We start from the raw sequence: 21,591 nt of genomic DNA on the forward strand, positions 1-21,591 counted from the left end.
CCGCAGAGACTAGTCCCCGGCGATCTCGGCCTGTGGCTCGACACTCTCTTCGCTCTTGCGGGAGCACCGCATGCACAGCTCGAAGGACGCCACAGTGACGACCATGATCATGATGAGCAAGACCATCGCGAACATAGCACTCCCTCCTTCCCCGAATATCCTCCGTAATGACTAGACGCCCTGGCAACGGAATAAGTTCAGCCCGGGTATCGTTACGTACCGCCGTTTTCTTCCGTTCAGGCACAAGGGGGTGCCGTCGTGGCCGTCAGGCACGTCGAGCCGTACACCGATGAGTGGCAGCATCAGCCGCGCTGCTACGTGAAACAGGTGGTCGAAGTGCTCGACGCCGAGGTGGCCGAATGGTGGGAGGGGCCCGGCGAGCCGCGTACGGCGACGGTTCTGGTGTCCGGCGGCTCGGCGCTGGTGTGGGACGAAGAGAGCGGCTGGCGGCTCGGCCGCTTCCTCTCCGGGGCCCGTGGCGAGCACACCGAGCTGGCCGATGTGCGCTATCTGGGTGGCGGTCTGCTGCCCCGGCCCGAGCGGGTTCCCGCGGCCCTGTCGGACGCGCGGCTCGGGATCGGTGCGAGCAGCGCCTGGCGGCCCTGCTACCGCTCGCACCGCAACTGCCGGGACGGGTTCGATGTCGCGCTGGACTTCTGGTCCGGCCTGGTGCGTGCCTAGTTCAGGCGGGTGTGACGGTCTGGCGCCCTTCCTGGGTGGCGGCGCACTGCGTGCAGTCGGTGTGGTTCACGTGAAGGCCGAGGATCCCGCGGGTGCAGCGGGAGAAGGGCCCTGGGGCGCGGTGGGTCGGTGAACCGCGCCAGTCCTCTCCGAGGACACTGAGCACGATCATGACGAACGTGCCGGTCGCTCCTCCGATCAAGGCGATCGGGATCATGAGGTACAAATCCATGGGTAATTATGGCAGCGGCACCCCGCCTGTCATCAATAGGTGGACATAGAAGAAGAACCACCAGGTGATCTGGGTTGGCGGAATACAATTGACTACACTTATTGGGATAAGTGGCCCGAGCCTGCATAATTGATTTCGTAGGCCAGGTGGGTCATATCACCGGCATAGATCGCCACCGTGAGCCGGATCGGCCGCTCGGCCGAGTACGCCGTCCTGATCACCTCGACCACCGGAACCCCCGCCCTGCGGCCGAAGAACGGGACCTCCTGCGGCGTCGGCATCCTGGCCAGCACCACGTCGCGATGGCGGACCTGCACATGGCCGTGGTTGGCCAGTTCGCGGATCGTGCCGCGCTCCAGGTCGACGGGTAACATCAGGCCCGTCCCCTCGGCCACGTCCAGCGGATAGAACGAGTCCTGCAGCGACCAGCTCTCCCCGTCGACCAGCCGCCGCGACAGGCGCACGACCACCACGGAACCCTCGGGGATCTGCAGGTAGGAGGCGACTTTCGGGCTCGCCTCGCGGAACTCCATGGTGAAGCCCTCCTGCGCGGGCTGGCGGCCCTGCTCCTCCACCGCTGAGGTGAAGGCGTCCTTGCCGCTCGCCGTGCGCAGGCCCTCCCTGTTCGACATGACCATGGTGAAGGTCAGCCGCGCGTTCACGTACGTGCCCAGCCCCTGCCGCGACTCCACCAGGCCCTCGTTGGCCAGGACGGCGATCGCCAGGCGGACGGTGTTGGTGGAGACGCCGAAGAGCTGCTCCAGTTCCGACTGGGACGGCAGGCGCTGACCTGGCTGAAGGGACCCGGCGGTTATCTTTTTCCGCAGGTCGTCGGCCACCTTGCGGTAGAGCGGCTCGGACATGGTCTCATTGTCCGCTTATTGGTATGAGCGGTCTAGGTCCTGGCTTTACAGCTCCGTCCCCCGGCGGGACGATTTCCTTCCGTCCCATTTCCCGAGTGGAAAGGCAGAATCAGGATGCCGGTTCCCTATAGCCAGGAATGGCTGAGGTTGCCCCTGGGTTACGTGTCGTCGGTAGCAGCCGCGGTGGAGCATGTGATGTGGTGGGACGACCCCTTCGACCCGCGGGACGCGACGATCCTGCTGGCGGGAGGCGACGCCCTGGTGTGGGACGAGGAGAGCGGGTGGCGCCGCGGCCGGTTCGTCTCGGGTGAGCGGGGTGTGCGGACGGTCCTGGCCGGGGTCGGTTACCTCGGGGGCGGGGTGCTGCCCGAGCCGGCCGAGGTGGTCGCGCTGATGGCGCGGGGCGGCGGCCGTACCCGAGTCGCCTACCGCTCCTTCCGCGACCTGCACGACGGGTTCGACGCCCGGCTGGGCCGCTACGCCCTCGTCTAGCGGGCGCGGCGCAGCCGGAGGAAGTCGCTGACCACGTACTCGCCCAGCCGTTCCGCGCTGGGCGAGAACACCCGGCCGCCGTTGCGGCGGGCGACCTCGTCGACGAACTCGCGCAGCCGGTCGTCGGCGGCCAGCATGAACACGTTGATCGTGGCCCGCCGCCTGGTCATCTTGTCGACCTCGGCCAGCGTCAGCTCCAGCGTCTCGTGTGAAGGCGGCCACTCGAAGGCCGAGCGGCCGTTGCGCATGAGGTGCGCGGTCGGCTCGCCGTCGGTGACCACGAGCACGACCGGCTCGAAGTCGGGGTGGCGGTCCAGGTGCCGCCCGGCGATCAGCAGCGCGTGGTGCAGGTTCGTGCCCTGCACCATGTCCCAGTCGAGCCCGGCCAGCTCGTCCGGCTGCAGCACCCGCGCGTAGTTGGAGAAGCCGATGATCTGCACGGCGTCCTGCGGGAACTTCGAGGCCACCAGCGCCTGCAGCGCCAGCGCGGTCTGCTTGGCCGCCGCCCACGTGCCCCGCAGCGCCATCGAGTACGACAGGTCCACCAGCAGGCAGACCGCCGCCGCGGTGCGGCGCTCGGTCTCGGCGACCTCGAAGTCGTCCACGGACAACCGCAGACCTCCTGAGGTACGGCCGCCGCCGTTGCGAATGCCGTTGACCAGCGTGCGCACCACGTCGATGGGCTGCTCGTCGCCGAAGCGCCACGGCCGCGAGGACCCGGTCAGCTCGCCGGCCGAGCCCGCGTCGTGTTGCTCGTGGTCGCCGCGCCGCCCGGCGTCCAGCGAGGCGAACACGCGGCGCAGCGCGGTCTCGCCGAGCCTGCGCACCGCCTTGGGCGTCAGCTCCAGCTTCCCGCGCCGGCGCAGCAGGTAGCCCTGCTCCTCCAGCTCGCGTTCGATGCGCCGCAGCGCCTCCAGGTCGTCGACGGCCGAGCGGCCGAGCGCCCGGCGTACGGCGGCCTCGTCGATGTCGTCGAGCCTGGCGCCGGGGTAGTCCTGGCGCAGTGCCGCCTCCAGCTGGGTGAGGTCGGCCAGCTCCTCCAGGGCGGTGACGGCGTCGCCCATGCCGAGCGGCTCGTCGCCGGTGAGGCGTTCGGGGGTGTTCCAGGCCAGGTCGGGGCGGCGGGCGGTGAGGGCGTCGCCCAGGCGGCGCATCTGCTCGCCGAGCCCGGCCTGCTCCAGGGTCTGGTTGATGAGGCCGCCGAGTTCCTCGCGCTGGCGCGGGGTCATCGAGGCCAGCATGCGCTGTGTGGCGGCGGCCCGGCGGGCGAGGATGTCGACCAGCTCTTCCAGCGTGCGCGGCTTCTCGGGGAACATGTCCCCGTACGTGGCCATGAAGGCGTCGAAGTCGGCCTGGGTGTGCTCGCCGCGGGAGTCGCGCTCCAGCATCTCGTTGAGGGCGGCGACCATCTGGCGCACGCGCTCCATGGCCGCCGGGTCGGGGTTGGCCAGCGCCTCGCGCAGCCCGCGGAACTGGGTGTCCAGCACCTCCCTGCGCAGCAGGTCGCGCAGCTCCTCGAAGGTCTGCCTGGCCGCGGCCGAGCGCCACTCATAGGAGCTCAGCTGCTGGATGGCGCTGGCGGTGTCCTCGGGCAGGCCGTCGAGCTCGGTCTCGCGCATCCTGGCCGCGTCGGACGGGTCGGGGAACAACTCGGCGCGCTCCTGACCGATCGCCTTGTCCAGCAGCGCGCGGGCCCGCTCCAGGGTGCCGTCGAGCCTGCCGCTCTCGCGCAGCTCGCGGCGGCGGCGCCGTACCTCTCTGAGCATCTCGTCGAGGCCGCGGCGGTCGCGCGCCCCCGGCAGACCGCGCTTGAGCAGGTCGCGCAACGCGTGCACGGGCGTCGAACCGGACAGGATCGCATCGCCCATCTCGTCCAGCGCCGCCCGCACGTCATACGGGGGCGCGAGGGGGTCGGGGCCGTCCTGATACTCGCCATAGCGATAAGCCACGATCTCACGCTAACTCGTCTTTTGTTCTTCTGTTACGGCAAGCCGCCCCCACGCCACCCGCCGCCGCCGGTTTCCGCCGATCGTGGGGGTCGCTTCTCACGTCGGACGTGGCGCCCGCCGTCACGGTCACGCGTCCCCGAAGACCTCCCACACGCTCAGCAGCTCGTTGCTGAACGGGTTGTAGTGCACCACGGCGAGGTTGCCGCCCTTGAAGACCTTGGAGAAATCCTTGTTCGTACAGCCCTTGGTGCCGAGGCCGTCGTCGTCGGCGTTGACGGGCCGGCCGGTCAGCCAGCCGTCGCCGCACTTGGCCGTGACCCGGTTGAAGGTCAGGTGCCAGTTGTAGGTGAGGTGGCGCGTGCCGTGGGCGACGGTGTCGGCGTCCACGCGCTTGATCACGCCCTTGGCGGTCTGGGTGTACCACTTGGCCGGCTGGAACTCGCTGACCCTGATCGCCTTCTTGCCCGAGTAGACGATCTTCACGGGGTTCGGGCCGAGCTGGAGGGTGAAGGCCAGGTCCTTGGGCGTGCAGCGGGTCTTGCCGAGGCCGTCGGCGTCCTGGGCGAGGCGGCCCTCGGTCTCCTTCAGGCCGCAGGCGACGGTCAGGCGGCGGAAGCCGGCGGAGCCGTAGGCCAGCTTGAGCTCCTTGGCGCCCTTCTTGGCGGCCAGCTTGTACTTCTTGCCGTCTCGGGTGGCCGTGAGCGGTGTGACGCGCAGGGTGCCGGCTCCGTCGGCCCAGGCGTAGCCGTACACGGTGGTGCTGGTGGTGGACGGAGACAGTGGAGCCGCGGCGACGAGCGCGGCGATGAGCAGAGAGTGCATTGGGCGGTCCCCCGGTGTCGTGAACTACCAGGTTGGACGCGCGGGACCGCCCCGATGTTCACGTGCGGTAGACGTTCACTCCGTCAAGATCGTCCTTTGACAGCCTTCGCATGAGGTAGAGGCCCTCCAGGGCGAATTCCAGGGCGGCCGCGGCGTGACCGGGCGACTCGTCGCCGGCGCCCATGCCCAGCTTGGCCATGATCTTCGCCAGGCCGTTGACCGGGCCGATCCGGCGCAGCAGCTCCGCGGCCGGGACCAGCTCGCCCGACTCCACCTGGCTGCCCTCGGCGAACTTGTCGGTCAGCGGCGCGAGGTCGGCGCCGCCCAGGCGGTTTCTGAACGTCTCCGCCGTCGCCCGGCGCAGCAGGTGGGCCAGGATCTCGGTCTCCCTGCCCTCCTCGCTCACCTCGAACTCGACCTTGCCGCGCAGCGTCGGCACCATGCTCGGCAGGTCGCAGACGCGGGCCACCGCGTGCTCCTCGCCGGTGATGGCGGCCCTGCGCACCGCGGAGGCGGCGGCGGTCTCGGCGGCGGCGATGGAGAAGCGGGCCGAGACGCCCGAGCGGGCGTCCACCGCGGTCGACTCGCGCACGAGGCGGGTGAAGCGGGCGATCACCTCGATCAGGTGCTCGGGGATGTCGGCCCCGATGTCGGGCATCGACTCCTGGCGGATGAGCGTGAGCTCGTCCTCGACCGTCTGCGGGTAGTGGGTGCGGATCTCGGCGCCGAAGCGGTCCTTCAGTGGCGTGATGATCCGGCCGCGGTTGGTGTAGTCCTCGGGGTTGGCGCTGGCGATGAGCAGGATGTCCAGGGGCAGGCGCAGGTTGTAGCCGCGTACCTGGATGTCGCGCTCCTCCAGCACGTTCAGCAGCGAGACCTGGATGCGCTCGGCCAGGTCGGGCAGCTCGTTGACGGAGAAGACGCCGCGGTTGGTGCGCGGGACCAGGCCGTAGTGGACGGTCTCCGGGTCGCCCAGCGTGCGCCCTTCGGCGATCTTGATCGGGTCGACGTCGCCGATCAGGTCGCCGACCGAGGTGTCGGGCGTGGCCAGCTTCTCGCCGTAGCGCTCGTCGCGGTGCTTCCAGGCGACGGGCAGCTCGTCGCCCATCTCCCGCGCCTTGCGCCGGCACGTGGTGCAGACCGGCGCGTAGGGATGGTCGTTGATCTCGCAGCCCTCCACGACCGGGGTCCACTCGTCGAGCAGGCCGGTGACGGTGCGGATGAGCCGGGTCTTGCCCTGGCCGCGCTCGCCCAGCAGGACCAGGTCGTGCCCGGCCAGCAGAGCGCGTTCGAGGTGGGGCAGGACCGAGTCGTCGAAGCCCACGATGCCGGGAAAACGGGGCTCGCCTGCCCGCAGCTTGGTCAGCAGATTATGGCGGACCTCTGCTTTGACACTGCGATGAACGTGATCGCTCGCTCGCAGCTCGCGGAGAATTCGAGGCTGATGCACGGGAACGAGACTACGTCTCCTGCGAGCCGTTCGCATCGTGGTGAGATTTCGGATCTTGACTATTGCGTGACGGTTCGTGCGCGTGCTTGTTGCTCCAGTGGGGAGAATCGGGCCAAGGGAACCAGCAAACAGCAAGGGAGGCGAGACGCGTGGCCCTGATGACGAGCCGCTTCGCTGATGGCCTCGCCGTGGGATCCGACCTGGGCGCGACCGCCGAGCGCGCCGTGGGGCAGGCCCTGTCGAGGCTTGCCGGCAAGGCCGACCTGGTCTGTTTCTTCATCTGCGGCGATGACCCCGACGACGTGGCGGAGGCCGGCCGCCGGGCCATGGCGCTCGCGCCGGACGCGCACGTGATCGGCTGCAGCGCCACCGGCGTGATCGGCGACGGCCAGGGCGTCGAACTCGCGCCGTCCGTCAGCGCCTGGGCGGCGACGCTCGACGGCGCCAGACTGACCACCTTCGCCCTGGAGACGCTGACCGCCGAAGACCGTTTCGTCGTCGTCGGCCTGCCGGAACGCGGCGCCGACGACCACGTGGCCGTCCTGATGGCCGACCCGTACACCTTTCCGACGGACGCGTTCGTCGAGCGCTCCGTGGACGTGCTCGGCGACCTGCCGATCATCGGCGGCCTCGCCAACGGGATGAGCGGCAGAGGCTCGGTACGCTTGTTCGCCGACGGCCAGGTCTACACCGAGGGCGCCATCGGCGTGCTGATCAGCGGCCAGGTCAACGTCAGCACCGTGGTCAGCCAGGGCTGCCGCCCGATCGGCCCCACCATGGTCGTCACCCGCGCCGAGGAGAACCTACTGCTCGAACTGGCCGGTCAGCCCGCCCTCGCCCGCCTGGAGGACATCGTCAGCGACCTCGACGAGGACGACCGCGACCTGGTCGCCTCCGGCCTGCAGATCGGCCTGGCCATGGACGAGTACGCCGAGCGCCACGAACGCGGCGACTTCCTCATCAGAGGCGTGCTCGGCATCGACCCCGACCGGGAGGCGGTCGCCATCGGCGACGTGGTCGAAGTCGGCAGAACCGTCCGCTTCCAGGTACGCGATGCCGCCACCGCCGACGAGGACCTCTACGACCTGCTCGACGCCCACCGCGAAGAGCTGGGCAAGGTCGACGGCGCGCTGCTGTTCGCCTGCAACGGCCGCGGCTCCGCCATGTTCGGCACCGCCGACCACGACGCCGTCGCCCTGCGCGACACCCTCGGCCACATCGGCATGGCCGGATTCTTCGCCGCCGGCGAGGTGGGCCCGGTCGCCGGGCACAACCACGTCCACGGCTTCACCGCCTCTGTCCTGGTCTTCTCCTCGGGCAGCCGGTGATCCTCGCGATCGACGTCGGCGGCACCAAGATGGCGGCCGCCCTGGTGGCCCCCGACGGCGCCGTACGGCGCACCCGCCGCCTGGCCACCCCGCAGGACGCGGACGCCGAAACCCTGTGGAAGACCCTGCTCACGCTGATCGAGCCCTACGACGGCTTCGGCGGCGTCGGCGTGGGCTGCGGCGGGCCCATGGCCTGGCCCTCCGGCGAGGTCTCGCCGCTCAACATCCCCGGCTGGCGCGGCTTCCCCCTCGGCGAACGGCTGGCCGCCCGCTTCCCCGGCAAACCCGTGCGCGTCCACAACGACGCCATCTGCCTGGCCGTCGCCGAGCACTGGAAGGGCCACGGGCGCGGCCGGGCCAACATGCTGGGCATGGTCGTCTCCACCGGGGTCGGCGGCGGGCTCATCCTCGGCGACCGGCTCGTCAACGGCGGCACCGGCAACGCCGGGCACATCGGGCACGTCATCGTGGAGCCCGGCGGCCCGCCCTGCGGCTGCGGCGGCCACGGGTGCCTGGAGGCCGTCGCGCGCGGGCCCGCGCTCGTGGCGTGGGCGCAGGGGCAGGGCTGGACGCCTTCGCGGGAGGGCCGCCTGTGGGTGCAGGACGGCTCGCACACGCAGGAGGGAGCGGCCGGGCCGTATCGGGAGGATCGGGAGACGACGGGACAGATGCTGGCGGCCGACGCGCGCCGCGGCGACCCGATCGCCCGCGCGGCCCTCGCCAGGGCGGGACACGCGCTGGGCCTGGCGATCGCCTCCGCCACGCACCTGTGCGACCTGGACGTGGTGACGATCGGCGGCGGGCTGGCGCAGTCGGGCGCGTTGCTGTTCGGGCCGCTGGAGCGGACGCTGCGCGAGCACGCGCGCATGGACTTCGCGCGGCGCCTGTCCGTCGTCCCGGCGCTGCTCGGCCAGGACGCCGGCCTCGTGGGCGCGGCGGCGCTGCTCCTGGGCGGCGACAGGTACTGGGCGTCCTAGTCGAGCGCCCACTCGGCGGCGACGCGCGCCTGTATTTCGGCCTGGATCGGGCCCGTCTTCCTGAAGAACCGCGTCGCGCACTCCAGATCCTCCAGCGCCGCCTTGACCTCCCTGTCCAGGTACGGCGCGGCCTGCCCCGGCGACAGCGTCGGCAGATATTCCACGCCCTCCTTCCTGATCGGGAACTCCGCGTCGGCCAGCCGGTCGCGTTCGGCGACGAACGACTCCCGCACCTGACTGGTGATCCGGCTGGGCAGGGCCGAGCGGACCGTGTAGCCGTAATCCTCCAGACAAGCGGCATATTTGCGGGCGAACATTCGCGCCGGGGGGTGGCTGTCGAACTCCCGCGCCAGGGCGTGCCTCAACGCCGCGTCCCGCTTTCGGTCGAGGTCGAAGCGCCCGGTGACCTGCCTGCCTGTGAGCCGAAGCACCGCCGAGCCGAGGCAGACGTCGTAGGCGCGGCTGTAGGCGCGTACCTGCGTGAGGGACAGCGCAGCGGTCAGCCGGTCGTTCGGGTCGTAGGGGAGTGCCGCGAGGCCGCCGGCCTCCTTGTCGGTGGTGTGGACGTACATGGCGAAGACCTTGAAGCCGTACTTGGCCCGGCTCTGGCGTTCCTGCTCGGGGGTGTTCTGGCGCGGCGGCCGCCGGGGGGAGCCGACGGGGATGTACTTGAATCCCTGATCCTTCATGCAGGCGGCCATGAGGGTTTCGCGCCGGTTCGCCACCGGCGCCGCCCCGGACTCGGGAACCGGCGCCGCCGGGCCCGCGACCATCACCGTGGCCAGCGCGAACGCCAGCGACCCCCGCACTACTCCTGCCCCCACTCCCGGTTGACGCGGGCGTAGACGGCGTTCGCCCGCGGCTGGTAGACGGGGTAGAAGTCCTTGCCGCACTCCAGGTCGTCCAGGGCGGCCCGCACCTCCTCCCGGAAGTACGGCTCCGCCTCGAAGCGGGACAGGTCGGGCATCACGTTGCCCCGCATCCGGGGCCACTGGCGGCGGCCGAGCTCCCACAACTGGTCCATGAGCGACTTCTGGACCTGTGAGGTGATCTGGCTCGGACGCGGGTCGGCCACGGGGCGGCCCTTGGACTTCAGGCAGGCGGCATAGTCCCGCGCGCCCGCGGTCAGCCGGGGGTCCGAGTCGAGCGCGCGCTGCATCGCCGCCTCCGCGGCCACCTTGAGCTTGGCGTCGAGGTCCTCGTAGCTCGTCACCTTCCGGCCGAGCGCCGTCTCCGCCGCCCAGACGTAGCACGGGGTCTGGGCCGCGAAGTAGGCCCGCGCCTGAGCGCGCGACAGGGCTCTGATGATCTCGGTGTTGGGGTGCATGCGGTAGGCCGCGACGCCTCCGGGGCCGGTGTCGGCGGGGAAGACGAACCGGGCGAAGATCCGGAAACCATTCTTCTCCCGGTCGGCCAGCATGGCCGTGTAGTCGCCCTCGGCCAGCCCGCGCTCCGCCTCCGTCATCGGGGCCGGCGCTTCGAGGTCCTGGATGTAGCGGAAGCGGTGCCGCTTCATGCAGTCGGCCATCAGGCTCTCCCTGAGCTGTTTGGCTGACAGAGGCGGCCGGTGCGCGACGGACGGCACGGCGGGCAGCGCGCTTGAGCCGCTGACCAAAAGGATGGTCAGCGCGGTGGCCAGTTGCCGGAGTCCCATCGGGGCGGACACTATCTCAGCGCGTCCACAGGTTCCATCCTGGCCGCCCGCAGCGCCGGATACAGCCCGGCCAGCAAGCCGACGACGGCCCCGGCCACGGGGGCGGCCAGCGCCAGCCGTACGTCCAGGAGGGGTGTCCACTCCTTGACCGCGCAGACGGCGACGATGGTCACCACCCCGAGCGAGGCGCCGATCACGCCGCCGGTCAGCCCGGTCAGCGTGGACTCCAGCAAGAACTGCGCGGCGATGTGCCGCCGGGCGGCGCCCAGCGAGCGGCGCAGGCCGATCTCGGAGACCCGCTCCATCACGGTCACCAGCGTCACGTTGGCGATGCCGACGGCGCCGACCACGAGGGAGACCAGCCCGAGGATGAGGAAGAGGGCGTTGACGTCGTCCTGCGCCTTGTCGCGGGCCCTGATCGGGCTGGGCGGGGCGATCACCTGGAGCAGGTCGTGGTTCCCCGGGCTGAGCGCCGGCGGGGCCTGGCGGGAGATCAGGTCGGCGGCGCCGAGGCTGGTGTTGATCAGGACCCGGGTCACGTCGCGCAGGCCGAACTGGCGGCCGGTGCTCGGCGGGATCATCACCGCCATCGACAGGTTCCGCTCGCGGCGCAGCTCGCCGAGCACCCCGATGACCGTGTACGCGTGCTTGCCGATGAAGATGGCCGGAGCGCGCTTCAGGCTGCCGACGCCCAGCAGCTTGGCGGCCTGGTCGCCGATCACCGCCACCCGGTCCTGGCGCCGCACGTGCCCGGTGTCGAAGAACCGGCCGGCGACCATACGACCCCGCGCCGCCCGCGGCAGGTCCGTGGTCGCCGCCAGGACGCTCAAGGTCTGCGCGGTCACCCGGGTGGGGTCCACCAGGTCGTTGGAGCGGACGGACAGGTTGGCGCTGTCCTTGGTCTCGGCCACGGCGGCGGCCGAGGTGACGCCGCGCAGCCTGGTCACCCGGGAGACGGCGTCCCAGCTCACCAGCGGGGCGTTCTTCTGCTCGGGCACCTCGACCGTGACGGCGGTGGCGACCAGTTCGTCGAAGCGGCCGACGATCTGGTTGCCCGCCGTGGCCGCCACGCCCAGCGTGACGACGAGCGTGGTGATGCCTAGCACCGTGCCGAGCGTGGTCAGGGCGGAGCGCACCGGCCTGGCGAGCATGCCGGCGAGCGCTTCGGTCCACAGGTCACGAATCTTCACTGAGCACCCCGTCGGTGATCCTGACCCGGCGCCCGGCGCGCCGGCTGACGTCGTTCTCGTGGGTGATGACGACGATCGTCAGGCCCTGCGCGCGCAGGTCGTCGAACAGGGCGAGCACGGCGCCGGTGTTGCGGCTGTCGAGGTTGCCGGTGGGCTCGTCGCACAGCAGCAGGGAGGGGCCGCCCATGAGCGCCCTGGCGATGGCGGCGCGCTGGCGTTCGCCGCCGGACAGGCGGTCGGGCGGGAAGCCGGTCCGGTGGGCCAGTCCCACGCGGTCCAGGGCTTCGAGCGCGCGTTCCCGCCGGTTCTTGCGGGGGTTGGCGCCGTAGACCTCGGCCAGCATCACGTTCTCCACCACGCTGCGGTGCGCGAGCAGGTGGAACGACTGGAAGACGAAGCCGATCCGGTCGCCGCGCAGCCTCGTCCGCGCCCCGTCGCGCAGCGTGGTGGTCTCGGTGCCGTCCAGCCGGTAGCTGCCCGAGGTGGGACGGTCCAGCAGGCCGAGCACGTTGAGGAGGGTCGACTTGCCGGAGCCCGACGGGCCGACGATGGCCAGGTAGTCGCCCTGCCGTACGGCGACGCTGACCTCGTCGAGCGCGCGGACCGGCGGGTCGGAGGGGAACTCCTTGGAGACCAGTTCCAGCTCGATGACCGGCTCAGGCACCGCTGATCACCACCCGGTCGCCCTCCTTGAGTTCGCCGCTCACCTCGACCTGGCCGTCGGCGGTCAGCCCGGTGCGTACCTCGACCTCTCTCGTCCGGTCCGGCGCGGTCTCGACCTGCACCCGCGCCCTGCCGTCCGCGGCGGTGACGACCGCGGCGACCGGCACCACCAGCACCGGCTCGTCGGTCGCGCCCACGGTCACCCTGGCGGCGACGGCGGTCCCTGACAGGCCCTTGAGCCCCTTCATCGACTCGGGGGTGATCAGCACGGGCCGGTTGCCGGCGGGCGGCGCCTCCTCGCCGGGGACCTTGGCCTTCTCGCCGACCGCGCTCAGCGTGGCCGGATAGGTCTGGCCCGAGTCGAGTTCGATGCTGGCCTTGAGCCCCTCGCGCAGCAGGCCGGCCTCGCCGGCCTCCACCGATCCCGACACCATGAACGACGAACTGGTCACGGTGGCCACCTCGTCCTCGACCATCTGGCCCGCCTTCACCTTCGCCTTGTGCACCCGCGCGGGCAGCGCGGGCAGGAACACCACCTCGCCCGGCGGGATCGACGTGCCGAACGTGCGCAGAAACTCGCCGAGCAGCGACGACGCCGCCGCCACGTCCTTCTTCGCGTTGGCGACCTTGAGCTTGGCGGGGGAGACCTGCCGGGCGTGCCGCAGCGCCTGCTCGGCGGTGACCAGCCCCTCCTGCGCGGTGATCACGGCCGTACGCAGCTCGCGCAGGCGTTTCACGCGGGCCTGCGCGCTCTCCCCGGCGAGCCGGTCGCGCGCCCGGCGGGCGGAATCCAGCTCCGCCGCGGCGTTGGCGACCTTGAGCTCCAGCAGCCGGGTGTCGGCACCCGGCGAGGGCGACGGTGTGGGCGCGGGCCTGTTCGCCTCGGCCAGCGCCTGCTCGGCTTCGAGCAGCTTCTCCTCGGCCGCGCGCACGGCCGAGTCGGCCGCGTCCACCTTGGCCTGGTCCTCGGGCGTGAGCCGCCCGTCCTCCGCCTCCTCCAGCGCGCTCTCGGCCGCGCGCAGCTCGTCCTCGGCGTTGCCGAGCTTGATCTTCAGCGGCAGGACGTCGCGCCCCTGGTCGAGCGCGCGTTGTTCGATCGCGAGCGTCTCCTTCGCTGTCTGTACGGCCTTGCGCAACGTGTCCAGCGCCTGCCGGTCGGCCAACGCGGGCCGCTGGGCCTCATAACCCCCCTTCGTGTACAGCCGGGTGACCGCGGCGACCGTGGCCCCGTCGAACACCCCCGTGACCGGCGTGCCGAACCCGAGCCTGCGCAGCGCCCTCTGCAACTGCTCGACGTCGTCGCCCTTGGTGCCCGGCGCGATCGTGCGGTGCATCGGCACCTTGCCGCGCAGCGCGAACACCGGCCGCCCGTTGACCTCCATCAGCACGCCGCCCTCGCGCAGCCTGCCCTGGCGCGGGGCCCGCGTGGCACGCTGCAGCTCGGCCGGGCCGCCGACCACCCCGGCGAGGGTGATCGGGAACGGCGAGCCGTACTCCAGGGTGCCGTTGACGGCGACGGTGCTGACGAGCTTGCGGCGCTCGACCGCCGCGGTGACGAGACTGGCCTTGGGCGGCGTACGGCGGGCCGCCTCGTCGGCCGGCGAGCGCAGGCGGGTGCTCAGGAACCAGCCGGCGCCCGCGATGGCCAGGACGCCCGCCAGGACGGCGGCGAGAAGCTTCCGCGGCGACTTCATGGGAACTCCAAAAGGGCATGCTGAAGAGAGCCGGTGGCGCCGGCGGGGTTCAGAGCAGGACGTTGCGCCTGGTACGGAACGGCAGTACCGCCGCGACCAGGGTCAGCAGGAGCACCAGCGCCCAGTGCGCGCTCTCCTGCCGGGTGACGACGACGAACGTGAAGCTCTCGGCGAGCACCACCGTGCTGTGCAGCGTGTAGACGGCGGCGGCGATCGACCAGCGGTGGTCGGCCGTCACGTGGCCGGCGTAGCACGCCGCCAGGAGCAGCGCGGTCTCCAGCCCGACGCGGAGCATCGCGGAAGGGGTGGCTTCGACGATGTCGCGCCAGGCTGGATCCGCGCCGGCGGCCACGGGCACCGCGGCCAGCCACCACCACGAACGGCGGTGGAGGGTTTCGCCGCGAATGGCCAACGCCACGAGGCCGAGGATGAGGAGGCCGTTGGCGACGGCCGGGGCGATCGGGCCGCCGCTGGCGTAGAGCGCGGGCATCGACTGCCACGGCCGGTCGGGGAAGACCGGCAGCAGCGTCTCGTCCAGCCACGGCTTGGCCAGCGTGAGCGCCAGCGTCTTGACGGAGAGCAGGGCGGCCAGGGGGATCGCCAGGCGTACCCGGCCGAGCAGGGTGGCCAGGAACGTCGCCGCGGCCACGCCCACCCAGAGCGGGATGTTGCTCGCGTACGGGATGAGCACCGCCAGGTTGAGCAGGCTGAGCACCGTCACCGTGAGGTGCAGCCCGTCCGCCCGGGCCGGGCCGTGCGCCGACTGCAGGATGCGGGTCCTGATGCCGCCCTTGACCAGCGCGGCGGCCTCGCGCAGGGGAGGCAGCGCCCGGTCGGGCTCTGCCGTGGTCAGCAGGACGTCCAGCAACTCGTCGCCGTAGTCGGCGCGGTAGCCGTCGGGGTAGGCGCGCAGCAATAACCGGTAGCGGCGCTCCAGCCGGCTCATGAGAAGGTCATCCCGAGCGTGCGTCTGGTGACCACCGACGCGGCCTGCTGCATGCGCAGCGCCTCCTCCTCCACCAGGCGACGGCCGTCGTCGGTGATGCGGAAGTAGCGGCGCTTGCGGCCGTTGACGACCTCTTCCTTCTCGACCACGATCACGCCGGTGTCGGTGAGGCGGTCGAGCGCGCCGTACAGGGTGCCGACGGCGAGTTTGACACGGTCCTGGGAGAGTTCGACGACGCGCTTGAGTATCGCGTGCCCGTGGAGCGGGCCGTCCAGGAGGGCGGCGAGTACGAAATACGTCTGCTCACTCACCGACGATCCCCTAGACATGGCTGAGAAGATACTTCGAGGCGCGAAGCATGGTCAAGGTTCCCCTTAGTTCATCGCATACTCGGCGAGGAGCGTGTTGTTGATCTTCAGGTCCTTGGGGTTGTAGACGGGGTAGAAGTCCTTGCCGCACTCCAGGTCGTCGAGCGCGGCCTTGATCTCCTTCTGGAAATAGGGCTTGGCCTGGGCGGCGGTGAGTTTCGCCTGGATGATCGACTTGGAGCCCGGCTGCCACTCGACGCCCTCCTGCTTGGCGCCTATCCGGCTCATCGTGTCGTTGATCGTGTCGTGGACCATCATGGAGATGTCGCGCGGAGCGGTCTTGGTGACGGTGTAGCCCTTGCCGCGCAGGCAGTCGGCCATCGCCGAGGCGAGTCCGACGAGCCGCTGGTCGCCGTCCATCTCTCTGGCGACCATGAGTTTCTTGGCCTGGGCGAACTGGTTGAAGATATCCATTCGCCGGGTGACGGTCTTGCCGAGGACCTGCTTGGCCGCGCGGGAGAAGCAGGTGTCCTGGGCCTTTCTGTAGGCCTCGTACTGGGCCGTGGAGAGGTCCTGGGTGATCTTCCTGTTGGGGTCCTTGTCGACTTTGGCCTCTTCCTTGCTGATGCCGACCTCGCCCGGGTGGATGAACTCGGCGAACACCTCGAAGCCGTATTTCTCGCGATATTTCCGCATTTCTTGGTAATCGCCGTTGTCGCGTTTGATCTCGGCGGCGGTCTTCTTCTCCTCAGGTCGCACGTAGGCGACGTATCTGAAGCCCTTCTGCTTCATGCAGTCGGCCTGGATCGACTCCATCTGGAGTTTCTTGTCCGCGGTCGCCGTAGTGGGGGTAGCCGAAGCCCCCGCTTTCGGCTCACCGCCCGCCTGGACGCTCCCGCAGCCGGTCAGTACGGCCAGCGCGCTCACGGCCAGGCTCATCTTCTTGATCATGGTCAGTAGTTCCCGCCGCCGAATTCGAGTGCCACGCGCTGCTGGATCTCCGCGTTCCTGGGTGAGTAGGCGGCGTAGAAGTCCTTGCCGCACGCCAGGTCGTCCAGCGCGACCCTGACCTCCTGGCTGAAGTAGCGCTTGCCGTCGGCGACGGAGATCACGGGCATCGCGTACTGCCCGTGCTTGGCCATCTCCTCGTCCTCCGGCTTATCGTCGTTCTTGGCCAGCGCCTTGACCTTGTCCTCGAACATCCGCCAGCCCCACGTGTGGAGCGTGGACGGCCGGGTGTCGGCCACGGAGTAGCCCTTGCCCTTGAGGCAGGCGCCCATCTGCGCGGCCAGCTCGACCAGCTTCGGGTCGCCGTTGAGCTCGCGGTCCAGGACCTTCTCGACCGTCGCGTCCTCCTGGGCGTACAGGTCGTTCTCATCCTTGACGACCTTGCCGGTGACCTCCTTGATCGCCCGGGACTTGCACGCCGTCCGCTGCTTCTCGTACGCCGCGAGCTGGGCGGGTGACAGGTCCTGGATGATGGCGCTGTTCGGGCTGTCCTCCGCCGACCACAGCACCTCTTCCTTCTGGTCGGGATGCGCGTAGCGGTAGAAGACCGTGAAGCCCCTCTTCTCCCGCTCCTGCTTCATCGCCGCGTAGTCACCGAGATAGGCCCGGTCGTTCACGCTCTTGGACGTCTTGACCGGCGGCACCCAGGGGACGTACCTGAAGCCCTTCTTCTTCATGCAGTCGCCGACGATCGACTGGATCCGGTGCGCGTTGTCGGATGCTTTGGTGCTGCTCGCGGCCTTGGGGGTGGCGGTCGGGACGGGCTCGGCCGCGCACCCGGCGACGAGCACGAGTGCCGCGGCGAACGTGACGCGGCACATCATGGCGCGCTTTCCCCCGTTCCCGGCGGTCGCGGCAAGAGCTGATCTCTTGGGCATGCCGGAGACCATAGTCCGTTCAACGGAGTATCGTCAATCCAGGGCATGCCTCCGCTGCCGGAGGGGCAGAAGGGCGGCGGCCGCCGTCAGCAGTCCCAGCAGGGCCCAGTACGCCAGGTGCTGTGCGGAGGGGATCACGCCGTACTCGGGGAGCATCAGCAGGCTCACCCCGGTGACGGTGACCGCCAGGTAGAACGCGCAGCCGAGCGCCCAGCGCAGGTCACGGGTCAGGTAGCCGGCCGCGGCCGCGGCGACCATCAGGGCCAGCTCCAGCCCCATCCGGCTCAGGCTGATCGGCAGATTGTGCTCCTCGATCATCCAGGCGGGGCCGTCCCATGCCAGGAACGGGATCGCCGCCCACCACCACCAGGAACGCACGCGCGGGGCGCCCCCGCGCGGCGCCAGCGCCAGCAGGCCGAGTACCACCAGCCCGTAGGCGGCGGTCACGCCCCCCGGATCGCTGTCGACGAACAGCGGCCGGTCGGTGAGCAGCCCCGGATAGACCGGCACCTGGGTCAGCTCCGCCACCTGCCGGCCGCCCGCGACGGCCACCGCCTTGACGCCGACGGCCACGGTGAGCGGGATCGCGGCCCAGAGCCACCCCCGCAGGACGGCCAGCACCGACAGGGCCGACAGTGCCGTCCACAACGGGATCGATCCGGCGTACGGCACCAGCGCCGCCAGATTGGCGACGGCCACGGCGGTGACGCCCAGGTGCAGCCCGTCCCGCCAGACGCTGCCACCCGCCAGGTGGATGACGCGCGTACGGATGCCACCGGCCACCAGCCCCGCCGCCTCCCTGGGCGGCGGGACGGTCCGATCGGCGTCCGTCGACTCCATCAGCACGTCGAGCAGCTCGTCGCCGTGCGCCTGCCGGTAGGGGCGCGGGTAGGCCAGCAGCAGCTTGCGGTAGCGGCGTTCGAGCACGCTCGTGACCGGACTTTCCAGCGTGGCCGTCATCCGCGCGCGATCCCCAGCAAGGACACCCCGGCCCGCGCCCCCCGCCCCCCGCTCAGACCCCAGACGGCGCCCAGGCTCCGGGCGGCGCCCAGGCCCCAGGCTTGTGCCTGGCCCGGTGACAGCCGCAGGACCAGCGCCGCCGCCTCCTGCATCCGCCTGGCCTCGGCCTCGACGAGCGCCTGGCCGTCGTCGGTGATGCGGAAGTAGCGGCGGTTGCGGCCGTTGACCGTCTCCTCCCGATCGACGGCGATCACGCCGCGCTCGTGCAGGCGCTCAAGGATGCCGTAGAGCGTGCCGACCGACGGGCGTACCCGGCCGTTGGACAGCTCCTGGATCAGCTTGCTGATCGCGTGTCCGTGGAGCGGTCCGTTGAGCAACGCGGTGAGCACGAAGAACATCGGCTCACTGACTTCAGAGGTTCCTCGGGGCATGGGGAAGACCGTATTCCGTTCAACGGAGTGTCTGCAACGCTTGTAACGCTTCGCGGCGAGGGGCGGCCGCCCACGGACAGCTAGTGCCTTTTGGGTCTTGTGTCCGGTGATGGGGAGATTAGTTTCGTTCTCACCATGACCAATACAGCCCGCGGCCTCGTGCTGCGTCTCCTCCGTGACGCCGGACCGATGCCGAGGGCGGAGCTCGCCCGCAGGACCGGGTTGTCGGCCACCACGATGACCAAGGTCGTCGGCCAGCTCATCGCGGACGGCTGCCTGGCGGAAGGGCCGCCGGGCGCGCCCCGGGTCGGGCGTCCCGCCACCGACGTGGCGCTGCAGCCGGAGGCGTTCTGGGTGGTCGGGGTGCACGCCGGGGCGGACGGGGTGCGGCTGGGGCTGCGCGACCTGCTGGGCCGGGCCGCGGGCGGCGCCGTACCTGCTTGCGGGCCGTTGACCGAGGCGATCCGCGCGCTGGTCGCCGCGTCGGGGGTGGACCCCGCGCGGGTGCTGGGCGCCGGCGTGGCCGCGCCCGACCGGTGCGTGGCCGACCGGCTCGGGGTCCCGCTCGGGCCGGGCGTCGTGACCGGCCACGACGCCTGCGCCATGGCCCTGGCCGAGGCGAGGTACGGCTGCCGCGCCCGCGACCTGGTCTACGTGCACGTGGACGGCGGCGTGAGCGCGGGGGCGGTGCTCGACGGCCGCCCTTTTCGCCCGGCGGACCTGGGCCACCTCCGCGTGACGGACGACGGCCCGCCCTGCGTCTGCGGCGGCACCGGCTGCCTGGCCGCCGTGATCTCCGGACCCGCCCTGTCCGCCCGCCTGCCCGGCGGCGGAGGAGGGCGGGAGTGCCTGATGGCGGCCGTGGCGGCCGATGCCGTGCTCCGTGAGGAGGTGGCCGCCTGGCTCGCCACCGCCCTGGCCGCCGCCGTCACCCTGCTCCGCCCCGAGCACGTACGGCTCGGCGGCCTGTTCGCGGCCGCGCCCGATGACCTGCTCGACCGGATACGCGCCGCCCTGCGTGCCAGGACACGCGAGCCCGTTCACCTGGACCGCTGCGGCCTCGGCCGCGACGCCGGAGTGGCCGGGGCGGCGGCGCTCGCGCTGGATCGTTTCTTCTACTGGCGGGACTAGCCGCCCGCCGGCCGCCTGGGCTGGAAGAGCCACGCGTCGAACAGCTTGTCGAGCTGCTTGCCCGACACCTTCTCGGCCAGCGCGACGAACTGCGCGGTGGTCACGTGCCCGTAGCGGTGCCCGGCGGCCCAGTCCTTGATCAGGCGGAAGAACGCGGGGTCGCCGATCTCGGTGCGCAGCGCGTGCAGCGTCATCGCGCCGCGCGTGTAGACCGACTCGTTGAACAGGTCCTTCGGCTTGGCCCTGCCGGGCGGGTAGGCCCAGATGGGGTCGGTGGCCGGGCGGGCGTAGTAGTTGTCGAAGACCGCCTGGGCGCGGGACTTGCCGCGGTGCTCCTGCCACAGCCACTCGGCGTAGGTGGCGAAGCCCTCGTTGAGCCACAGGTCGCGCCAGCGCTTGACGCTCAGGCTGTTGCCGAACCACTGGTGGGCCAGCTCGTGGGCGATGATGCCCTCGTCGGGGTCGAAGCCGCCGTACATGGGCTTGGTCTGGTTCTCCAGCGCGTAACCGGCGGGGAAGTTGTCCACCACGCCGCCCGTCGAGGAGAACGGGTAGGGGCCGAAGACCGTGCTCCAGTAGTCGGTGACCTGGCCGGAGACGGTGTAGAGCCGGTCGAGCGAGGAACGGAACCCGGGGTCGACGGCGACCAGGTTCGCGATGCCGGTGGCGGTCTTGCCCTGGCGCAGTTCGAAGCGGCCCAGCGTCGCCGTGGCCAGGTAGGTGACCATCGGGTGCTTCTCGCGCCAGGAGAAGGTGGTCTTGCCGCCCGAGGTCTGCGGCTTGCCGGTCAGCTCGCCGTTGGCCAGCGCGGTCAGCCCCTGCGGGACGGTGATCTCGAAGTCGAAGCGGGCCTTGTCGGCCGGGTGGTCGTTGGCGGGGAACCAGGTCTTGGCGCCGTTGGGCTCGCAGACGACGAAGGCGCCGTCGGGGGTGGCGATCCAGCCGTACGTGCCGAGGTTGGTGGCGTCCTTGATCGGCTTCGGGCTGCCCGAGTACGTGATCTTCACGGTGAACTTGGCGCCCTTGTCCAGCGGCCGCTCCGGGATCACGGTCAGCTCGTCGCCGCTGCGGGAGTACGTCGCCTCGCGCGCGTCGACCGACACGCCGCCGATGTCGAACCCGGCCAGGTCGAGGTTGAACCGGCTCAGCCGCTGCGTGGCCCTGGCCTGGATGGCGGCCGCGCCGTTGAGGTGGAGCTTGCCGGGGTCGTAGTCGAGGCGGAGGTCGTAGTGGGCGACGTCGTAGCCGCCGTTGCCGTCGAGCGGGAAATCGGCGTCGCCGATCCCCGGCGCGCCCGCGTCCCCTGCCACCGGCCCGGCCGACGTCGGGGCGGCGGCGCCGTTGGACGGCGAGCAGGCGAGCACGGCGAGAAGCGCGGTGAGCGATACCGCGATGCGCCGGGTGGACCCCATGGCCACGTCTCCCTTCGAAGCGTGACCAGAAGCCTACGATAGGTAAGACCCTGGTTCAGGCATCCACGACGAGCGTCTTGCCCGCCTTGTCGTGCAATGCCTGCTTACGACTGTCGAAGAGAATCCAGCCCAGGTCCAGGAGGGCGCCGATGCAGCACAGCCAGCTCAGCACGGTCCTGACCGCCTCGCGGATGGCCACCTGGCCGACCGTGGCCTTGCCGCCGTTCTCCTGCACGACCCGCATGCCGAAGACCTTCTTGCCGACCGTCTGGCCGTTCCAGTAGGAGTGCAGCAGCCAGAAGTAGAGGAAGGCGATGATCGACTGCAGGAAGACGTGCTGCGTCGGGATGCGCTCCCAGATGCCCCGGCTGGAGTCCCAGACGTACGTCCAGCTGTTCCAGCTGAACGGTATCGAGACGATCGCGATGATGATCTCGTCCAGGAGGCCCGAGAACAGTCGCCGCCAGCGCCCCGCCAGTGGTGGTGTCATGCAAGCAAGATCACCACCACCGGGTCAGGACA

Annotated in this window: 24 protein-coding genes; 5 read left to right on the top strand and 19 right to left on the bottom strand. The window is 70.7% G+C overall.

The window, feature by feature from the left end:
- Nucleotides 1–9: 9 nt before the first annotated feature.
- On the bottom strand, nucleotides 10–135 hold the full coding sequence (locus ACFWYW_RS45205; RefSeq protein WP_379610759.1) for a hypothetical protein: 126 nt from the start codon (nucleotides 133–135) through the stop codon (nucleotides 10–12).
- A gap of 123 nt (nucleotides 136–258) precedes the next feature.
- Between ACFWYW_RS45205 and ACFWYW_RS45210 the strand changes: the two genes are divergently transcribed.
- Nucleotides 259–681, top strand: coding sequence for a DUF6292 family protein (locus ACFWYW_RS45210; protein ID WP_379610758.1), 423 nt, complete (start codon nucleotides 259–261; stop codon nucleotides 679–681).
- Between the two features lies 1 nt (nucleotide 682).
- Here the strand turns inward: ACFWYW_RS45210 and ACFWYW_RS45215 are convergent, their stop codons facing one another.
- Together ACFWYW_RS45215 and ACFWYW_RS45220 are read right to left on the bottom strand one after the other, a co-directional pair.
- Nucleotides 683–913: a hypothetical protein gene (locus ACFWYW_RS45215; RefSeq protein ID WP_379610757.1), complete on the bottom strand. Its 231-nt coding sequence runs from the start codon at nucleotides 911–913 to the stop codon at nucleotides 683–685.
- A gap of 98 nt (nucleotides 914–1,011) precedes the next feature.
- Nucleotides 1,012–1,776 carry a GntR family transcriptional regulator gene (locus tag ACFWYW_RS45220; RefSeq protein WP_184967600.1) on the bottom strand — a complete coding sequence of 255 codons (765 nt, stop codon included), beginning with the start codon at nucleotides 1,774–1,776 and terminating at the stop codon, nucleotides 1,012–1,014.
- Between the two features lie 114 nt (nucleotides 1,777–1,890).
- Here ACFWYW_RS45220 and ACFWYW_RS45225 point away from each other — a divergent pair, with 114 nt between their 5' ends.
- Entirely contained in the window at nucleotides 1,891–2,268 is a 378-nt protein-coding gene (locus ACFWYW_RS45225; protein WP_379610756.1) for a DUF6292 family protein, read from the top strand.
- Here ACFWYW_RS45225 and ACFWYW_RS45230 read toward each other — a convergent pair.
- From ACFWYW_RS45230 to ACFWYW_RS45240, 3 genes are all read right to left on the bottom strand, one after another.
- Entirely contained in the window at nucleotides 2,265–4,220 is a 1,956-nt protein-coding gene (locus tag ACFWYW_RS45230; RefSeq protein ID WP_379610787.1) for a hypothetical protein, read from the bottom strand. The two genes, ACFWYW_RS45225 and ACFWYW_RS45230, sit on opposite strands and share 4 nt — an antisense overlap.
- Before the next feature lie 123 nt (nucleotides 4,221–4,343).
- Nucleotides 4,344–5,039, bottom strand: a complete 696-nt coding sequence (locus tag ACFWYW_RS45235; protein WP_379610755.1) for a hypothetical protein — start codon at nucleotides 5,037–5,039, stop codon at nucleotides 4,344–4,346.
- A 58-nt stretch (nucleotides 5,040–5,097) separates the two neighbouring features.
- Nucleotides 5,098–6,525, bottom strand: coding sequence for a sigma 54-interacting transcriptional regulator (locus ACFWYW_RS45240; protein ID WP_379610754.1), 1,428 nt, complete (start codon nucleotides 6,523–6,525; stop codon nucleotides 5,098–5,100).
- 122 nt (nucleotides 6,526–6,647) lie between these two features.
- Between ACFWYW_RS45240 and ACFWYW_RS45245 the strand changes: the two genes are divergently transcribed.
- Both ACFWYW_RS45245 and ACFWYW_RS45250 read left to right on the top strand, forming a co-directional pair.
- Complete coding sequence (locus ACFWYW_RS45245; protein WP_379610786.1) at nucleotides 6,648–7,817, top strand: FIST N-terminal domain-containing protein; 1,170 nt, start codon at nucleotides 6,648–6,650, stop codon at nucleotides 7,815–7,817.
- Complete coding sequence (locus tag ACFWYW_RS45250; RefSeq protein WP_379610753.1) at nucleotides 7,814–8,794, top strand: ROK family protein; 981 nt, start codon at nucleotides 7,814–7,816, stop codon at nucleotides 8,792–8,794. Before ACFWYW_RS45245 ends, ACFWYW_RS45250 begins: the two co-directional genes overlap by 4 nt.
- On the opposite strand, the gene ACFWYW_RS45255 is transcribed toward ACFWYW_RS45250, so the two are convergent.
- From ACFWYW_RS45255 to ACFWYW_RS45305, 11 genes are read right to left on the bottom strand one after another with little or no spacing between them, the layout of a single operon-like run.
- The gene (locus tag ACFWYW_RS45255) at nucleotides 8,791–9,603 is read right to left on the bottom strand and encodes a hypothetical protein (protein ID WP_379610752.1); all 813 of its coding nucleotides are present in this window, start codon (nucleotides 9,601–9,603) and stop codon (nucleotides 8,791–8,793) included. The two genes, ACFWYW_RS45250 and ACFWYW_RS45255, sit on opposite strands and share 4 nt — an antisense overlap.
- Nucleotides 9,603–10,448 (bottom strand): hypothetical protein, encoded by an 846-nt coding sequence (locus tag ACFWYW_RS45260; protein ID WP_379610751.1) that lies wholly within the window; start codon nucleotides 10,446–10,448, stop codon nucleotides 9,603–9,605. Before ACFWYW_RS45260 ends, ACFWYW_RS45255 begins: the two co-directional genes overlap by 1 nt.
- 11 nt (nucleotides 10,449–10,459) lie before the next feature.
- Nucleotides 10,460–11,638: an ABC transporter permease gene (locus ACFWYW_RS45265; protein WP_379610750.1), complete on the bottom strand. Its 1,179-nt coding sequence runs from the start codon at nucleotides 11,636–11,638 to the stop codon at nucleotides 10,460–10,462.
- A complete protein-coding gene (locus ACFWYW_RS45270) occupies nucleotides 11,625–12,302 on the bottom strand; it encodes an ABC transporter ATP-binding protein (RefSeq protein WP_379610748.1) in 678 nt (225 codons plus the stop codon). The genes ACFWYW_RS45265 and ACFWYW_RS45270 overlap by 14 nt, the downstream gene beginning before the upstream one ends.
- On the bottom strand, nucleotides 12,295–13,995 hold the full coding sequence (locus ACFWYW_RS45275) for a peptidoglycan-binding protein (RefSeq protein ID WP_379610747.1): 1,701 nt from the start codon (nucleotides 13,993–13,995) through the stop codon (nucleotides 12,295–12,297). Before ACFWYW_RS45275 ends, ACFWYW_RS45270 begins: the two co-directional genes overlap by 8 nt.
- Nucleotides 13,996–14,044: 49 nt before the next feature.
- Nucleotides 14,045–14,941 carry a hypothetical protein gene (locus tag ACFWYW_RS45280; protein ID WP_379610745.1) on the bottom strand — a complete coding sequence of 299 codons (897 nt, stop codon included), beginning with the start codon at nucleotides 14,939–14,941 and terminating at the stop codon, nucleotides 14,045–14,047.
- A complete protein-coding gene (locus ACFWYW_RS45285; protein ID WP_379610744.1) occupies nucleotides 14,938–15,270 on the bottom strand; it encodes a PadR family transcriptional regulator in 333 nt (110 codons plus the stop codon). Before ACFWYW_RS45285 ends, ACFWYW_RS45280 begins: the two co-directional genes overlap by 4 nt.
- Before the next feature lie 45 nt (nucleotides 15,271–15,315).
- Nucleotides 15,316–16,188, bottom strand: coding sequence for a hypothetical protein (locus ACFWYW_RS45290; RefSeq protein WP_379610743.1), 873 nt, complete (start codon nucleotides 16,186–16,188; stop codon nucleotides 15,316–15,318).
- Nucleotides 16,189–16,202: 14 nt separating this feature from the next.
- Nucleotides 16,203–17,135: a hypothetical protein gene (locus ACFWYW_RS45295; RefSeq protein ID WP_379610742.1), complete on the bottom strand. Its 933-nt coding sequence runs from the start codon at nucleotides 17,133–17,135 to the stop codon at nucleotides 16,203–16,205.
- 33 nt (nucleotides 17,136–17,168) lie between these two features.
- Nucleotides 17,169–18,095, bottom strand: a complete 927-nt coding sequence (locus tag ACFWYW_RS45300) for a hypothetical protein (protein WP_379610741.1) — start codon at nucleotides 18,093–18,095, stop codon at nucleotides 17,169–17,171.
- Complete coding sequence (locus tag ACFWYW_RS45305) at nucleotides 18,092–18,526, bottom strand: PadR family transcriptional regulator (RefSeq protein WP_379610740.1); 435 nt, start codon at nucleotides 18,524–18,526, stop codon at nucleotides 18,092–18,094. Before ACFWYW_RS45305 ends, ACFWYW_RS45300 begins: the two co-directional genes overlap by 4 nt.
- 135 nt (nucleotides 18,527–18,661) lie before the next feature.
- On the opposite strand from ACFWYW_RS45305, the gene ACFWYW_RS45310 reads away from it, so the two are divergent.
- Nucleotides 18,662–19,657: an ROK family protein gene (locus ACFWYW_RS45310; protein WP_379610739.1), complete on the top strand. Its 996-nt coding sequence runs from the start codon at nucleotides 18,662–18,664 to the stop codon at nucleotides 19,655–19,657.
- Here ACFWYW_RS45310 and ACFWYW_RS45315 read toward each other — a convergent pair.
- Together ACFWYW_RS45315 and ACFWYW_RS45320 are read right to left on the bottom strand one after the other, a co-directional pair.
- A complete protein-coding gene (locus ACFWYW_RS45315; protein WP_379610738.1) occupies nucleotides 19,654–21,069 on the bottom strand; it encodes a M1 family metallopeptidase in 1,416 nt (471 codons plus the stop codon). The two genes, ACFWYW_RS45310 and ACFWYW_RS45315, sit on opposite strands and share 4 nt — an antisense overlap.
- A gap of 55 nt (nucleotides 21,070–21,124) precedes the next feature.
- Nucleotides 21,125–21,559 carry an RDD family protein gene (locus ACFWYW_RS45320; RefSeq protein ID WP_379610737.1) on the bottom strand — a complete coding sequence of 145 codons (435 nt, stop codon included), beginning with the start codon at nucleotides 21,557–21,559 and terminating at the stop codon, nucleotides 21,125–21,127.
- Nucleotides 21,560–21,591 lie beyond the last annotated feature (32 nt).

Origin of the sequence: Nonomuraea sp. NPDC059023, assembly GCF_042740095.1 — a bacterium.
Lineage (GTDB): Bacteria > Actinomycetota > Actinomycetes > Streptosporangiales > Streptosporangiaceae > Nonomuraea.